At 68.0% G+C, this 13,879-nt stretch carries 16 protein-coding genes; 10 read left to right on the top strand and 6 right to left on the bottom strand.

Translation table 11 applies throughout. The features are described 5' to 3' along the window. Window positions 1-25 precede the first annotated feature (25 nt). Window positions 26-541 (top strand): hypothetical protein, encoded by a 516-nt coding sequence (locus KF889_26135; protein ID MBX3502940.1) that lies wholly within the window; start codon window positions 26-28, stop codon window positions 539-541. On the opposite strand, the gene KF889_26130 is transcribed toward KF889_26135, so the two are convergent. After that, complete coding sequence (locus KF889_26130) at window positions 538-1,029, bottom strand: NUDIX domain-containing protein (protein MBX3502939.1); 492 nt, start codon at window positions 1,027-1,029, stop codon at window positions 538-540. The genes KF889_26135 and KF889_26130 overlap by 4 nt on opposite strands. A 16-nt stretch (window positions 1,030-1,045) precedes the next feature. Next, window positions 1,046-2,056, bottom strand: a complete 1,011-nt coding sequence (hemB, locus tag KF889_26125) for a porphobilinogen synthase (protein MBX3502938.1) — start codon at window positions 2,054-2,056, stop codon at window positions 1,046-1,048. Between the two features lie 83 nt (window positions 2,057-2,139). Here hemB and KF889_26120 point away from each other — a divergent pair, with 83 nt between their 5' ends. Then, window positions 2,140-2,631 carry a hypothetical protein gene (locus KF889_26120; protein ID MBX3502937.1) on the top strand — a complete coding sequence of 164 codons (492 nt, stop codon included), beginning with the start codon at window positions 2,140-2,142 and terminating at the stop codon, window positions 2,629-2,631. On the opposite strand, the gene KF889_26115 is transcribed toward KF889_26120, so the two are convergent. After that, on the bottom strand, window positions 2,607-3,137 hold the full coding sequence (locus KF889_26115; protein MBX3502936.1) for a hypothetical protein: 531 nt from the start codon (window positions 3,135-3,137) through the stop codon (window positions 2,607-2,609). The genes KF889_26120 and KF889_26115 overlap by 25 nt on opposite strands. Window positions 3,138-3,222: 85 nt before the next feature. Between KF889_26115 and KF889_26110 the strand changes: the two genes are divergently transcribed. Genes KF889_26110 through mmsB form a run of 3 tightly spaced genes read left to right on the top strand, consistent with a single transcriptional unit; the run spans window position 3,223 to window position 6,345 of the window. Further along, a complete protein-coding gene (locus KF889_26110) occupies window positions 3,223-4,362 on the top strand; it encodes an isobutyryl-CoA dehydrogenase (protein ID MBX3502935.1) in 1,140 nt (379 codons plus the stop codon). Further along, on the top strand, window positions 4,362-5,444 hold the full coding sequence (locus KF889_26105) for an enoyl-CoA hydratase/isomerase family protein (protein ID MBX3502934.1): 1,083 nt from the start codon (window positions 4,362-4,364) through the stop codon (window positions 5,442-5,444). Before KF889_26110 ends, KF889_26105 begins: the two co-directional genes overlap by 1 nt. Before the next feature lie 13 nt (window positions 5,445-5,457). Next, complete coding sequence (gene mmsB / locus KF889_26100) at window positions 5,458-6,345, top strand: 3-hydroxyisobutyrate dehydrogenase (protein MBX3502933.1); 888 nt, start codon at window positions 5,458-5,460, stop codon at window positions 6,343-6,345. On the opposite strand, the gene KF889_26095 is transcribed toward mmsB, so the two are convergent. Continuing rightward, window positions 6,342-6,812, bottom strand: coding sequence for a hypothetical protein (locus KF889_26095; GenBank protein MBX3502932.1), 471 nt, complete (start codon window positions 6,810-6,812; stop codon window positions 6,342-6,344). The genes mmsB and KF889_26095 overlap by 4 nt on opposite strands. A gap of 112 nt (window positions 6,813-6,924) precedes the next feature. On the opposite strand from KF889_26095, the gene KF889_26090 reads away from it, so the two are divergent. Beyond that, the gene (locus KF889_26090) at window positions 6,925-7,629 is read left to right on the top strand and encodes a glutathione S-transferase family protein (protein MBX3502931.1); all 705 of its coding nucleotides are present in this window, start codon (window positions 6,925-6,927) and stop codon (window positions 7,627-7,629) included. A 5-nt stretch (window positions 7,630-7,634) separates the two neighbouring features. Here the strand turns inward: KF889_26090 and chrA are convergent, their stop codons facing one another. Both chrA and KF889_26080 read right to left on the bottom strand, forming a co-directional pair. Next, window positions 7,635-9,038 carry a chromate efflux transporter gene (chrA, locus tag KF889_26085; protein MBX3502930.1) on the bottom strand — a complete coding sequence of 468 codons (1,404 nt, stop codon included), beginning with the start codon at window positions 9,036-9,038 and terminating at the stop codon, window positions 7,635-7,637. After that, window positions 9,035-10,000, bottom strand: coding sequence for a chromate resistance protein (locus KF889_26080; GenBank protein MBX3502929.1), 966 nt, complete (start codon window positions 9,998-10,000; stop codon window positions 9,035-9,037). Before KF889_26080 ends, chrA begins: the two co-directional genes overlap by 4 nt. Window positions 10,001-10,152: 152 nt before the next feature. On the opposite strand from KF889_26080, the gene KF889_26075 reads away from it, so the two are divergent. The 4 genes from KF889_26075 to KF889_26060 are packed head-to-tail and all read left to right on the top strand — an operon-like array spanning window position 10,153 to window position 13,874. Next, window positions 10,153-11,091 (top strand): superoxide dismutase, encoded by a 939-nt coding sequence (locus KF889_26075; protein ID MBX3502928.1) that lies wholly within the window; start codon window positions 10,153-10,155, stop codon window positions 11,089-11,091. Further along, window positions 11,088-11,540: a chromate resistance protein gene (locus tag KF889_26070; GenBank protein MBX3502927.1), complete on the top strand. Its 453-nt coding sequence runs from the start codon at window positions 11,088-11,090 to the stop codon at window positions 11,538-11,540. The genes KF889_26075 and KF889_26070 overlap by 4 nt, the downstream gene beginning before the upstream one ends. A 7-nt stretch (window positions 11,541-11,547) precedes the next feature. After that, on the top strand, window positions 11,548-12,945 hold the full coding sequence (locus KF889_26065) for an MATE family efflux transporter (protein MBX3502926.1): 1,398 nt from the start codon (window positions 11,548-11,550) through the stop codon (window positions 12,943-12,945). After that, window positions 12,942-13,874, top strand: coding sequence for a hypothetical protein (locus tag KF889_26060; GenBank protein MBX3502925.1), 933 nt, complete (start codon window positions 12,942-12,944; stop codon window positions 13,872-13,874). The genes KF889_26065 and KF889_26060 overlap by 4 nt, the downstream gene beginning before the upstream one ends. Window positions 13,875-13,879: the final 5 nt, after the last annotated feature.

Genomic DNA, 13,879 nt, shown 5'->3' with positions numbered 1-13,879 from the left:
GCTGCAGACTGATTGGGGGAGAGGTATGCGTCGCGCCATCCGTGTTTGCGCGGTATCCATGTCGCTTGTCGCGATGCTGCCGGCCTGTGCGCCGACGGCGGATAGCTGGAACAAGGAGGAAGCCAGCGTCGAGCACCGTGACGCCACCTTTGCCAAGTGCAGGGCCGAGGCGAACGCCCGTACGTCGGGGCCAGTACCATCGCATGCCTACCAGCAAGCGACCTCGTCCGGGGGCGTGATCGGCATTCTCGTAGGAGCGCTGGTGGTGGGGATGGTGCACGGCGCGGCGCAGGGGGTCGCCGCCAATGCCGCCATCGACTCGTGCATGAGGGACGCCGGTTTCACCAAGCCACAGCCCGCGCTCAACGCCCGGGGCGAGCGCAACGCCGGCGGCACGCCAGACGGCCTGGAGGCTCCACAGGAGGGCCAGCCGACATCGGCTATGCCCGACGTCAATGCGGATGGCAGGCGCAAAGACGCGATCGAGCCCATCGGGCCCGGGCCGGCACACGCGATCCGGCCGCGGCTGAGCAACCTCTAAGGCGCGATCCGGATCGCCGCCGTTGGCCAGTCACCGGCGAGCAGGGGACGCATCAGGCCGGCGAGGTCGCGCGGTATGAAGGTTTCGCGCGAACTGGCGATGTCGTCGATCGACCACCAGCGGAAGCCGCGAAAAGCGTCGGCCTCGTCCGCTGTCATGGTGCGCACGACGGGCTCGAAGGCCGGCACGCGCAGCGCGTAGACGTGGGCGCGCGTCAGCACGCGCTCGCCGGCGATGTCGAGTTCCTTGTCGCTGATCCAGACGTGGCGGCCGACATCGCCGACCTCCAGGCCGGTCTCCTCGCGCAGCTCGCGGCGCAGGCCGTCCTCGAACGACTCGCCGGGCTCGAGCGAGCCGCCGGGCGTAACCCAGAAGGTCGGCCGCAACCGCGCGGCGGGATCGACGATGCGCCGCCCGGCGAGCTTCATCATCAGCACGCGATCCTGCGGATCGATCAGCAAGGCGCGGGCCGACGGGATCAGGCGCATGGCCGGCGCCGGCCGGCTACTTCTTCGCCAGCAGCTTCGCCGCGTCGATCGCACCGTAGGTCAGGATGCCGTCGCAGCCGGCGCGCTTGAAGGAGCTGAGCGTCTCCATCAGCACTTTCTCCCAAACCAGCCAGCCGCGATCGGCGGCACCACGCAGCATCGCGTACTCGCCGCTCACCTGGTAGGCGTAAGTCGGCACGCCGAAGGCGTCCTTCACGCGGCGCACGATGTCGAGATAGGGCAGGCCGGGCTTGACCATCACCATGTCGGCGCCCTCGGCGATATCCATGCCGACCTCGCGCAGCGCCTCGTCGGAGTTCGCCGGGTCCATCTGGTAGGTCTTCTTGTCGCCCTTCAGCGCGCCCGAGCTGCCGATGGCGTCGCGGAACGGGTTGTAGAACGCCGAGGCATACTTGGCGGCGTAGGACATGATCTGCACGTCCTTGTAGCCGGCATCGTCCATCGCCTTGCGGAAGGCACCGATGCGGCCATCCATCATGTCCGACGGCGCCTGCACATCGCAGCCGGCCTCGCTCTGCGCCAGCGCCTGCTTGATCATCACCTCGACGGATTCGTCGTTGAGGATCACCCCGTCCTTGACGATGCCGTCGTGGCCGTCGCTGTTGAACGGATCGAGCGCCACGTCGCAGACGATGCCGATGTCGGGCACGGCCTTCTTGGCGGCGCGAATGGCGCGGCACACCAGGCCCTTTGGATTGTGGGCCTCGCGCGCGTCCGGCGTCTTCGCGGCGGGATCGACCTCGGGGAAGATGGCGATCGCCGGAATGCCGAGGTCGCGCGCCTCGCGCACCGCCTCGACGAAGAGATCGACGGTCAGGCGATCGACGCCGGGCATCGATGCGACCGGCGTGCGCGCGTTGCTGCCTTCCTGCACGAAGACCGGCCAGATCAGGTCGTCGACGCCGAGCCTGGTTTCGGCGACGAGGCGGCGCGACCAGTCGGCGCGGCGGTTGCGGCGCATGCGCGTGGTCGGGAACGAGCCGAGGGTGGTGTAGCGCTGCGGCATGGACTATCTCTCCCTTGGCCGAGCTTATAGGGCAGGGAACGCCGCCCCGTAAGCCCTCGCCGTGCCGCAGGGAGAGGGCGGGAATGATCCGGCTGGTCGTGGTGTTGCTGGCCCTGCTGCTGGTTTCGACATCGGCGCCGGCGCAGGACCGTCTGGCCGGGCGTTGGCAGGGCACCTACTACTGCGCTCAGGGCCTGACGGGCGTTACACTGACCATCCGCGGCGACGACCAGCGTGCCGAGGCGCTGTTCCACTTCTACCCGGTGGCCGAGAACCCCAGTGTGCCGGTCGGCTGCTACACCATGCTCGGCCATGTCGAGACGGCTTCCGGCACGATCAATCTGGAAAGCGACGAAAGCCACTGGATCCTGCGGCCGTCGGGCTACGTCACGGTGAACTTCCGCGGCCGCTTCGCCGGCGGGCGTCATCACATCGTCGGCCGCGTCGAAGGTCCGGCTTGCTCGACCTTCATTCTGCGCCGCGTCGAGGAAGCGCCGCCGGCGCCGAAGGAGTGCTTTCTCGAACTGCCCACCGTCGGCCTGCCCGCCACTCAAGCCCGGACGAGACGCCGATAGTAGCCGTTGGGCCGATCTCCGTCGCGCATGTAGATCCAGAAGCCGGCGACCAGCATGATCTCGCCGACAAAGGCCAGCAGCATCGGCAGCACCGATTGCAAGACGAGACCGCCGCCGTCGCCGCTGTAGCGGCTCGCGATCCAGAACTGGCCGATGATGCCGATCACCAGGCGCACCCCGACCCAGCCAATGAGCCCGCCCGCGGCAAAGCTCGGCGTGAATGGCGAGCGCACGAGCGTCATGAGCGAGAATGCCAACGCCCAGAGCAGCAAGAAAAGCATTGGGACGGCGTAGAGTGCGCCTAACCCTGCCATCCCCGACCTGAAGAGGTTGCCCACCGACAGGCCCAACGTCCCCGAAGCCACCATCAGTATCGCGAGCAGCATTGTGATCACGAAGGTGACAGCCAGCGCCGCGGCGCAGACCACCACCAGCAGCAAAGAGCCTCCGAGGTGCGCCTCGGGTCGGCTGGCGGTTTCCTCGGCCGTCATTGCACGCCACGCCATCGCGCTCCCCTTTTCATTATCACCTGCAGAATAGCGCGGTTGCGTTTCGTTGACAGGCCGGAGTCGCTGGCTATGGTGGCCGCCGATGAATTTTGCCCTCTCCGAGGACCAGCTCGCCTTCCAGACGCTCGCGCGCAACTTCGCCCGCGATCGCATGCTGCCGCACGCGGCCCAATGGGATCGCGACAAGTTCTTCCCAGTCGACACGCTGCGCGAGGCGGCGGCCCTGGGCTTCGGTGGCATCTATGTGCGCGACGATGTCGGCGGCAGCGCGCTGTCGCGCTTCGACGCCGCGCTGATCATGGAGGAGCTGTCGGCCGCCTGCCCGTCGACCGCGGCGTACATCTCGATCCACAACATGGCGGCGTGGATGATCGACGCCTTCGCCGATCAAGAGCAGCGCCAACGTTTCCTGCCCCGGCTCTGCTCGATGGAGCATTTCGCCAGCTACTGCCTGACCGAGCCCGGCGCCGGCTCGGATGCCGCGGGCCTGCGCACCAAGGCGGTGCTCGACGGCGACCACTATGTGCTCAACGGCACCAAGGCGTTCATTTCCGGCGGTGGCCGCAGCGACATCTACGTCACCATGGTGCGCACCGGCGGCGAGGGCGCCGGCGGCGTGTCGTGCCTGGTGGTCGAGAACGGCATGCCCGGCCTGAGCTTCGGCAAGCAGGAGGAGAAGCTGGGCTGGAACAGCCAGCCTACCGCGGCGGTGATCTTCGAGAATTGCCGGGTGCCGGTAGCCAACCGCATCGGGCCCGAGGGCCACGGATTTCGCATCGCCATGGCCGGTCTCGATGGCGGGCGCATCAACATCGGCGCCTGCTCGCTGGGCGGCGCGCGCGCCTGCCTGGAGACCGCCTCGCGCTATGTCGTCGAGCGCAAGCAGTTCGGCAAGCCGATCGCCGAGTTCCAGGCGACACAGTTCAAGCTGGCCGACATGGCGACCGAGCTGGAAGCGGCGCGCCTGTTGATCCACAAGGCCGCTTCGCTGCTCGACGCCAAGTCGCCCGATGCGACGCAGGCCAGCGCCATGGCCAAGCGTTTCGCCACCGATGCCGGTTTTCGCATCGTCAACGAGGCGCTGCAATTGCACGGCGGCTACGGCTACCTCAAGGACTTCCCGCTGGAGCGCTACCTGCGCGACCTGCGGGTGCACCAGATCCTCGAGGGCACCAACGAGATCATGCGCGTGGTGATCGCGCGCCGGCTGATGACGGGTTGATGGAGAGTGCGAGCGTGTCGGAAGCTGAAATACTGTTCGAGGTGAAGGACGGCCTGGGCCTGATGACGCTCAATCGGCCGCGGGCGCTCAACGCACTGTCGGTGGGCATGATCCGCGAGATGGAGCGCATGCTGCCGCAGTGGGAGAAGGATCCCCAGGTGAAGGCGGTGATCGTGCGCGGTGCCGGCGACAAGGCGTTCTGTGCCGGTGGCGACGTGGCGTTCCTCGCGCGTGAGGCGAAGGAGAATCCCTCGGGCACCGGCCGGCGCGACTTCTTTCGCGAGGAGTACATCGTCAATCGCCGCATCTACCGCTTCGCCAAGCCGTGGATCTCCTTGATCGATGGCATCGACATGGGCGGCGGCGTGGGCCTGTCGGTCCATGGCACTTACTCGATCGCCACGGAGAAGTTCCTGTTCGCCATGCCGGAGACGGCGATCGCGCTGTTCCCAGATGTCGGCGGCGGCTACTTCCTCAATCGCCTGCCGGGCGCTCTCGGCGTGTTCCTGGCACTGACCGGTCACCGCCTGCGTGCCGCCGATGCGCTTTGGGCGGGCATCGTGCAGGCCCATGTGCCGAGTGCCAGGCTGCCTCAGGTGATCGAGGCGTTGGCCAATGCCGACCTGTCAGGCACGCCGCTGCCGCGGCGCATCGACGCGATCGTCGCGCCCTTCGCCGAGGATCCGGGTCAACCGACTCTGCCGACAATGATGGCGGACATCGACCGCTGCTTCTCGGCCGGCAGCGTCGAGGAGATCTTCGCCAAGCTGAAAGCCCACGGCGGCGAGTGGGCCGGCAAGCAGCTCGCGGTGCTGCAGAAGATGTCGCCGCTGTCGCTGAAGATCACGCTCGAGCAGCTGGCGCGCTGCGCCAACCGCTCGTTCGAGGACGTGATGACCATCGAGTACCGCATGTCGCAGGAATGCATGAAGCCCGGCCACGACTTCTTCGAGGGCGTGCGCGCGGTGCTGATCGACAAGGACCAGAAGCCGACCTGGACCCCAGCGACGCTCGAAGGAGTCCCGCGCGACATGGTCGAGGCGCATTTCAAGCCGGTCGCCAACGACCTGACGTTCGACTGAGGGAGAAGTGGATATGGCCAGGATCGCCTTCATCGGACTGGGCAACATGGGCGGGCCGATGGCCGCCAATCTTCTCAAGGCGCAGCATCAGGTCGCGGCGTTCGATCTTGCGGCCAAGGCGGTCGAGGCCGCCGTCGCCTCGGGCGCGTCGCGCGCCGCGAGTATCGCCGAGGCGGTGAGCGGTGCCGAGGTGGTGATCACCATGCTGCCCGCCGGCAAGCACGTGCGCGAGGTCTACGAGGGTTCGGTGCTCGGCGCCGCGGCCAAGGGCGCGCTGCTGATCGATTGCTCGACCATCGATGTCGACAGCGCGCGCCACGTCGCGGCGGCGGCGGCCAAGGCCGGACTCGACATGGTCGATGCGCCGGTCTCGGGCGGCGTCGGCGGTGCGGCGGCCGGCACGCTGACCTTCATGGTCGGTGGTCCGGATACGGCCTTTGCGCGTGCCCGGCCGATCCTCGAGAAGATGGGGAAGAACATCGTGCACGCCGGTGCCAGCGGCAACGGCCAGGCGGCCAAGATCTGCAACAACATGATGCTGGGCATCACCATGATCGGCACCTGCGAGGCCTTCATGATGGCCAAGCGTCTCGGGCTCGATGCGCAGAAGCTGTTCGACATCGCCTCGACGGCGTCGGGCCAGAGCTGGGCGCTCACCAGCTATTGCCCGGTGCCCGGCCCGGTGCCGGCATCGCCGGCCAACCGCGACTACGCCGCCGGCTTCACCGCGGCGATGATGCTCAAGGACCTGATGCTGGCGCAGGACGCGGCGCGCTCGGCCGGCGCCTCGACGCCGATGGGCGCCGAGGCGGCGCAGCTCTACAACCTGTTCGTCAACGCGGGTTCGGGCGCCGTCGATTTCTCCGGCATCATCCGCATGATCGACGGCAGGAGCGGCTAGATCCGGCCGCGGAAGTCGTAGCGGCCGTCTGGGGCGATCAGGCTCATCCGCGCGTTGTTGATCAGCTCGCCGGCTTCCGGCGAGTTGACGCGGATCTCGGTCGAGTTGAGCTGACGCGAGAAGCCGGGGTAGTTGCCTCGCTCGCTGATACCGTTCTGCCGTACCAGCAGGTTCCAATCCGCCGCGCTCAGGTGGACGGCCACCACGCCGCCCGCCTCCGGGCCGGCGAGAGTCGGGTTGCGGCCATACTGGTTGAAGATCGCGTCGTGCGCCGCGTCGAGCCGGCGCGAGAAGATGCCGCCGCTGTCCTGCTCGGGCCGCACCACCATGCGCTCGTTGATGCGTCGTTGCGCGTTGCGCGAGAAGCCACGGTACATCGTGACTTCGCCTGTGCCGGCCAGCTGCAGCGGCGTCCTGCGCCAGCTCTCGGGGATCGAGGACGGAGCGACAAACGGAACGTTGGCCACGGGGCTCTCCATGTGGTCGATGGTGCCAGTTTACCCGCTCAAGACGCATCCGGCTGTTCCGTGTGGCACAAGCCGTCGATAGGATGCGCCACGCGCTACCGATGGAGCCGTCATGGCTACGATCACCCTCTATGACCTCGACGTCACCGGCGGCCGGCGGCCCAGCCCGTTCTGCTGGCGCGCCAAGTTCGCGCTGGCCCACAAGCGGCTCAGCTGGGACGAAGTGCCGGTGGGATTCACCGAGAAGGACAAGATCGCCTTTGCTCAGGCCCGCACGGTGCCGGTCATGGTCGACGCCGGCCATGGCGGCAAGGTGGTGAAGGACAGCTGGGACATCGCCGAGCAACTCGACGAGGCCTATACCGACGGCCCGGCGCTGCTGGGCGGCGAACGCGGCAAGGCGTTCGCGCGTTTTGTCGCCGCCTGGACCAATGTCACCCTGCACGGCGCGCTGTTCCCGCTGGTCGTCGCCGACATCCATGCCGCCGCCCATCCCGCCGACCAGGCGTACTTCCGCGAGAGCCGCGAGAAGCGCCTGGGCACGAGCCTGGAGGCGGCGCAGAGCGCCGCGCGCGAGCAGCGCATTCCGGCGCTGCGCGCAACGCTCGAGCCGCTGCGCCAGCAACTGCGCGACCAGCCGTTCATTTCCGGTGCCGCGCCTGCCTATCCGGACTACACCGTGATGGGCGCCTTCATGTGGGTGCGGACCGTTTGCGCCGTGCCGCTGCTGGCCGGCGACGACCCGCTGCACGGCTGGATCGGCCGCATGCTTGACCTGTTCAATGGCATGGGCCGCGCGCACAAGACCGCTGCCTGAAGCCGTCAGAGCGCGCCACGAAGGAAGTGCCAGGCGATGCCGGCCAGGCTGCTGGCCAGCAGCACCGGGATCATCCCGGCCTTGAAGCGGAACACCGCGATGGCCGCGGCCGCCGCGAGCGCAAGCGACGGCCAGTCGACCGACGACAGCACCGGCGCCTGCAGCGACATGCCGAGCCAGCCCACGGGCACGTGGCTCTTGAACAGCACCTGCAGCGCGAACCAGACCGCGAGGTTGAGGATCACGCCGACCACCGCCGCGGTGATCGCGCCCAGCGCTGCCGAGAGCGCCCGGTTGCCGCGCAACGCCTCGACGAAGGGCGCGCCGAAGAAGATCCACAGGAAGCAGGGCGCGAAGGTCACCCAGGTGGTCAGCAGGCCGCCAAGGGTCGCCGCGAGCAGGGGATGCAAACCGCCGGGCGCGCGATGGGCGGCGAGGAAGCCAACGAACTGCGTCACCATGATCAGTGGGCCGGGCGTGGTCTCGGCCATGCCCAGGCCGTCGAGCATCTCGCCGGCGGTCACCCAGTGGTACTGGTCGACTGCCTGCTGCGCGACATAGGCCAGTACGGCATAGGCGCCGCCGAAGGTGACGATCGCCATCTTGCTGAAGAAGACGGCGATGCTGCTGAAGACGTTGTCCGGCCCCAGGAAAGCCAGCAGCGCCGCCACCGGCCCCAGCCACAGCAGCAGGAACGCCGCGCTGATGCGCAGCGACCAGCGCAGGTTGGGACGCGCATGTGCGGGCGTCTCCTCGCCGAGCAGCGAATCGCGATCGGCGACCTGCCTGTCGCCGACCTTGCCGTGTCCGCCGCCGCCGAGGAACGCCGCCGCGCCGGCGCGGCCGCCGATGTAGCCGATCGCGCCGGCGATGACGATGATCAGCGGGAAGGGCACATCGTAGAAGAAGATGGCGATGAATGCCGCGGCGGCGATGCCGACCATCACCCGGTTCTTCAGCGCGCGCTTGCCGACGCGCACGACGGCCTCGATGACGATCGCCAGCACGGCGGCCTTCAGGCCGAAGAACAGGCCCTGCACGATGCCGACCTGTCCGAAGATCACGTAGATCCAGCTCAGCGCCATGATCGACAGCAGGCCGGGCAGCACGAAGAGCAGGCCGGCCGCCAGCCCGCCTTTGGTCTTGTGCATCAGCCAGCCGATATAGGTGGCGAGCTGCTGTGCTTCCGGCCCGGGCAGCAGGGTGCAGTAGTTCAGTGCCTGCAGAAAGCGCGTCTCGCCGATCCAGCGCTTCTCCTCGACGATGATGCGGTGCATGACGGCGATCTGTCCGGCGGGACCGCCGAAGCTCAGGGCCGCGACGCGCAGCCAGACCTTCATCGCCTCGCCGAAGGTCACGCCGTGGCCGGGCGCATCCGCCGGGCGGGCGGGCAGAGCCTGATCGGTCATTTGCCGCCTCTCTTTCCCCGGAAGGACTGATAGAGATCGTCGAGCACGGCGGCGCCGCGCGCCAGGCGTTGCTCGTCGTCCTTATGGGAGTCGGCTATGCCGGCGATCAGCGTGCGGATGCCGGCGGCCTCCTCTCGCCCGTACTTGCCGTCCTTCAGGTCGATGTCGTGGATGATCTCGCCGATCGCGACAAGCGCCGGATCCTCCGCGCCGCTCAGCGCCCTTACCTCGCCGATCAGCACCTCGAAGGTGCAGCGATCGCCGCGATGGGTGAACTCGCCTTCGAACATGTCGAAGCGCAACTCGCCGGGTTGCGGCGCGTAGCCGGTGCCGGGCACGAACTTGAAGCGCGCTTCGCTGTCGATGAAGCGGCGGATCAGCCAGGCCGAGGCGATGCGGTCGATCTGCACGCCCCTGCGCGTCACCCAGACCCGTCCCTTCGGCCCGCCGGCCGTGCCGGCATCGGCTGAAGTCTCGCCCATGGCTGGATCCTCCGGTTGTGGTTCGGACTCGAGGCCGGAGACAAGTCCCTTGGTGGGCTCGCGGCCATCGGCACCGAAGAAGTCGATCGCCATGACCTCGTCGAGACGCCGGCGCAGGCGCGCTACCTGCGCCGTGAAGTCGGCGCGCAGCTCGGCCGTTTCGAGGCTTGCGCGGCGAGCGGCAAGCTCCCGCGCGGTCTCGGAGATCTCGGCGTAGTCCTGGTCGCGCGCGGCATCGAAGAGGGCCTGGACCTCTCCGTCGTCGAGGCCGTCGACCAGCGACGCCTCGCAGGTGAAGGCCTCGCCGCCGAGTTCGACGATCTCCCGCACCAGCCAGGCAAAGTCCTCCCGAGTCTCGGCGTTGCTCGGCAGCGCGTACACCGAATTCTTCACCGTGACGGCGCCCAAGCCTTTGAGGCGGCGCCAGATTTTCACTCGGGCATAGGGCGGCTTGGCCGGCAGCTGATGGATCAACAGCAGCCAGGTCAGGGAAGGAGGGTGTTCCAGCGTGGTCACGGTGCATCTGTATCATCGTCACCAGGTAATTTGCAACACCTATATCTTTTTCCTTGCCATCGCCGGTCGCATGGGTATCATTGCGTTGAAACGAGTATATCAACTGAGGAGCGACCATGCCTTTGTACGCTCGACCGATTTCCTTCAAGCCGGCGCGTCTGAACGGAATGAGCTGGCGGCTGATCACCAGCCACTACGAGAACAACTACGGCGGCGCGGTGCGGCGCCTGAACGCGATCCGCAGCGAGTTGGCCGTTCTCGATCCAACGAGTGCGCCCGGCTTTCGGCTGAACGGATTGAAGCGCGAGGAGCTGATCGCCACCAACTCGATGCTCCTGCACGAGCTCTACTTCGAGGCACTGGGCGGACCGGGTGGCGACCCTGATGGCGAGCTGGCGCGGGCCATCGAGCGTGACTTCGGGTCCGTCGGCCGATGGCGCGCGGAGTTCGTCGCCATGGGCAAGGCGCTGGGCGGTGGCTCGGGCTGGGTGTTGCTGACGCGCTCGCCGCGCGACGGGCGGCTGATGAACGTCTGGGCAGCGGATCACACGCACAGCCTCGCGGGCGGCTCGCCGATCCTGGCGCTCGATATGTACGAGCATTCCTATCACATCGACTTCGGCGCCAATGTCGGCGCCTATGTCAATGCCTTCATGGCCAATCTCTCCTGGCAGCGTGTCGCCGATAGATTCATGGGGAGACATGCCGAGACGAGGGCGCACGCCATCGACACGGCAGCCGCTCGCGCGCTGCTCGAGGCCAATCCCGACCTGTTGGTGATCGACGCGCGCCAGTCCGACGACGCCACGCTCGTGCCGGTGCGCCTGCGCGGCGCGCGCCGCGTACCGCCCGGCCAGGTGGAGGCGGTCGTGCCCACGCTGCCCAAGGGCGCCAAGGCGCTGGTCTACTGCGCCTGGGGCTTCGAGATCGGCGGCGATTGCGCCGCCAAGCTGCGCGAGCAGGGCCTCGACGCCGTCACCATCGCCGGCGGCATCGGCGCGTGGCGCGCCGACGGCATGCCGACGGAACCGCATCAGGAAGGAGACACACCATGAAGTGGGTTACCCGCGAGCGTCCCAAGATCGACCGCATCGCCTGTCCGTGGCTGATCACGCATTTCATCGACAAGCAGCCGGAGTTTCTCTACGTGCCGCCCGAGCGCGTGCTCGCCGTGGCCAAGGAGACCGGGGCCGAGCCCTACGACATCCCCGGCGTGAAGTTCAGCCATGTCGGGGAGAAGTGCAGCTTCGACGCCTTCATCGCCGAATACCGGCTCGATGCGCCGGGCCTTGATCGCCTGGCCGACATCGTGCGCGGTGCCGACACCTCGCGACTCGACCTGACGCCGCAATCGGCCGGCCTGTTCGCGATCTCGCTCGGCCTGGGTCACATCTGCCAGGACGACCACGAGATGCTGAAGCACGGCATGGTGATGTACGACGCGCTCTATGCGTGGTGCCGCAGCCTGACGGGCGAGACCCACAACTGGCCGCCGAAGATGTGAGGCCGTGATGAGCATGGCCGCGACGCAGCCGGCAGCCGTGCCGGCGGCGGCAGCGCGCACGCGCCTGCTGCTTGAGGGACCGATCGTGCCGACGTTGCTGCGGCTGTCGGTGCCCAACCTCGTGGTCAATGTCGTGCTCATCACCGTCACCACGACGGTCGACGCGCACTTCATCGGCCGGCTCGGCGCAGACGCGCTGGCCGGTCTGGCGCTTGTCTTTCCGCTGCTGATGCTGATGCAGCAGACGGCGAACTTCAGCATGGGCGGCGCGATGGCCTCGGCCGTCGCGCGCGCGATCGGCGCGGGCCGGCGCGAGGAAGCCGCAGCGCTTGCGGTGCACGGTCTAATTATCGCTCTCGCGGTCGCGGTCCTGTTCAGCGCCGTGTTCCTGGCCGCCGGTCCCGCGATCTATCGCGCGCTGGGTGGAAGTGGCGCGATCCTCGTGGCGGCTCTCGACTACTCCAACGTCATCTTCGCCGGCGCATTCGCGTACTGGCTGCTGAGCGCGCTCACCAGCGTGGTGCGCGGCACGGGGCAAGTGGGTGTGCTGGCCTGGGTCTATATCGCGGCCGAGATTCTGCACATCGGCCTGGTGCCGCTGCTCGTGTTCGGCTGGGGGCCGGTGCCGGCCCTGGGCATTGCCGGTGCGGGCATCGCGACGGTGTTCTCGTTCACTGCGTCGTCGTTGTTCCTCGCGGCGTACCTGGCATCGGGGCGGGCACCGATACGCCTGACCCTGCGCAGCGTGACACTGAGCGGCCGGCTGTTCCGCGACATTCTTCGCACCGGCGCGCCGCTGTCGCTGCAGCCGATTCTCAACAATGTCTCGCTCGCACTGCTGACCAGCTATGCCGGCGCGCTGGGTGTGGCGACGCTCGCTGGCGTGGGTGCGGCGGTGCGTCTCGAGTACCTGATGTACCCGTTGGTGTTCGGGCTGGGCGCGACCGTCGTGGCAATGGTCGGCACCAATATCGGTGCCGGCCAGACGGCGCGCGCCTTGCGCATCGCCTGGATTGCCGCGGGGCTGGCGGTAGCGGCGACGGGCATTGTCGGGGTGCTGGCGATCCTGTGGCCTGGGCTGTGGATCTCGCTGTTCACCACGGATGCCAACATCGCCGCACCGGCTGCCGCTTATCTCTGTGTCGCCGCGCTTGGCTACGCCTTCATCGGCACCAACACGCTGACCCAGGCCTTCCAGGCCATGGGCCAGACATTCTGGCCGCTGGTCGCCGTCGTCAGTCGCGCGGTGTTTCTCGCGGTCGGCGGCTGGATCGTGATCAACGCCACCGAAAGCGGCGTGACCGGCCTCGCCATCGTGACCGCGCTGGGCCTCGCGGTGGCTGGCGCGATTGTCGCGATCGCCTTTCAGCTGCGCACCCGCAGTCCGTCCGGAGGGTCGCCATGAGCGTGCTAAACCTCGTCGGCCATGTCGATCTGCCGCCGCACAAGGGCAGGGGCGGCTTCGACCACGCCGCGGTGCACGCCGCGAGCGGTCACGTCTACGTCGCGCACACCGCGAATGACGCCATCGACGTCCTCGATCCGCTGCGCCGCGAGTATCTTTATTCGATCCCCGACCTGCCTGGCGCAGCCGGCGCGCTGGTCAGCGAGGAGGGGCAGATCGTCCTCTCGTCGAATCGCGGCGCCGACACGATCGGCGTGTTCGTCCCCGGGCGCGAGCCCGTGGTGCGTCGCCTGGGGGTAGGCGTGCGACCCAACGGCCTGGCATACGACCACAGCCGCCGGCTCGTCCTCGCGGCCAATGTCGGCGACGAGGCGACACCGGGCACACACACGGTCTCGATGGTCTGGCTGGGCGGCGACTCCGTGCGGCGCGAGATCGCGGTGCCCGGCCGTACGCGCTGGACGGTGTTCGATCCGACAACCGGGCTGTTCTACGTCAACATCGCCGAACCTTCCCAGATTGTCGTCATCGATGCGCGCCGGCCTGACCGCATCGCGCGCACGATTGCTGTTCCGCACGCCGGCGCGCACGGCCTCGATATCGATCTCGAGACGCAGCGGCTGTTCTGTGCCTGCGACGCCGGCGTGCTGGTGACGTTCGACGCGCGCTCAGGCGGGGTGCTCGACGAGAAGAGGCTGAGCGGTGCGCCCGACGTCGTCTGGTTCAACCGCCGACGCCGTCAGCTCTATGTCGCGGTCGGCGATCCGGGCGTGATCGACGTATTCGCGACGTCGCCGCTGCAGAAGATGGCGACGATCGAGACGGAGCACGGAGCGCACACCACGGCGCTGTCGCCATCAGGCGACTGGCTCTGCGCGTTCCTGCCGCGCACGCATCGCGCGGCGGTCTACCGCATCGACGACGCATAGGAGGC

The organism is Alphaproteobacteria bacterium (assembly GCA_019635875.1).
Lineage (GTDB): Bacteria > Pseudomonadota > Alphaproteobacteria > Reyranellales > Reyranellaceae > JAFAZJ01.
This window is presented reverse-complemented; position numbering and strand designations above follow the sequence as displayed.

Coding starts and splice junctions, on each gene's coding strand:
- mmsB (MBX3502933.1), top strand. CDS start 5,458: ATGGCCAGGATCGCCTTCATCGGACTGGGCAACATGGGCGGGCCGATG.
- KF889_26120 (MBX3502937.1), top strand. CDS start 2,140: ATGATCCGGCTGGTCGTGGTGTTGCTGGCCCTGCTGCTGGTTTCGACA.
- KF889_26090 (MBX3502931.1), top strand. CDS start 6,925: ATGGCTACGATCACCCTCTATGACCTCGACGTCACCGGCGGCCGGCGG.
- KF889_26060 (MBX3502925.1), top strand. CDS start 12,942: ATGAGCGTGCTAAACCTCGTCGGCCATGTCGATCTGCCGCCGCACAAG.
- KF889_26070 (MBX3502927.1), top strand. CDS start 11,088: ATGAAGTGGGTTACCCGCGAGCGTCCCAAGATCGACCGCATCGCCTGT.
- KF889_26135 (MBX3502940.1), top strand. CDS start 26: ATGCGTCGCGCCATCCGTGTTTGCGCGGTATCCATGTCGCTTGTCGCG.
- KF889_26115 (MBX3502936.1), bottom strand. CDS start 3,137: ATGGCGTGGCGTGCAATGACGGCCGAGGAAACCGCCAGCCGACCCGAG.
- hemB (MBX3502938.1), bottom strand. CDS start 2,056: ATGCCGCAGCGCTACACCACCCTCGGCTCGTTCCCGACCACGCGCATG.
- KF889_26130 (MBX3502939.1), bottom strand. CDS start 1,029: ATGCGCCTGATCCCGTCGGCCCGCGCCTTGCTGATCGATCCGCAGGAT.
- KF889_26075 (MBX3502928.1), top strand. CDS start 10,153: ATGCCTTTGTACGCTCGACCGATTTCCTTCAAGCCGGCGCGTCTGAAC.
- KF889_26105 (MBX3502934.1), top strand. CDS start 4,362: ATGGAGAGTGCGAGCGTGTCGGAAGCTGAAATACTGTTCGAGGTGAAG.
- KF889_26065 (MBX3502926.1), top strand. CDS start 11,548: ATGAGCATGGCCGCGACGCAGCCGGCAGCCGTGCCGGCGGCGGCAGCG.
- chrA (MBX3502930.1), bottom strand. CDS start 9,038: ATGACCGATCAGGCTCTGCCCGCCCGCCCGGCGGATGCGCCCGGCCAC.
- KF889_26110 (MBX3502935.1), top strand. CDS start 3,223: ATGAATTTTGCCCTCTCCGAGGACCAGCTCGCCTTCCAGACGCTCGCG.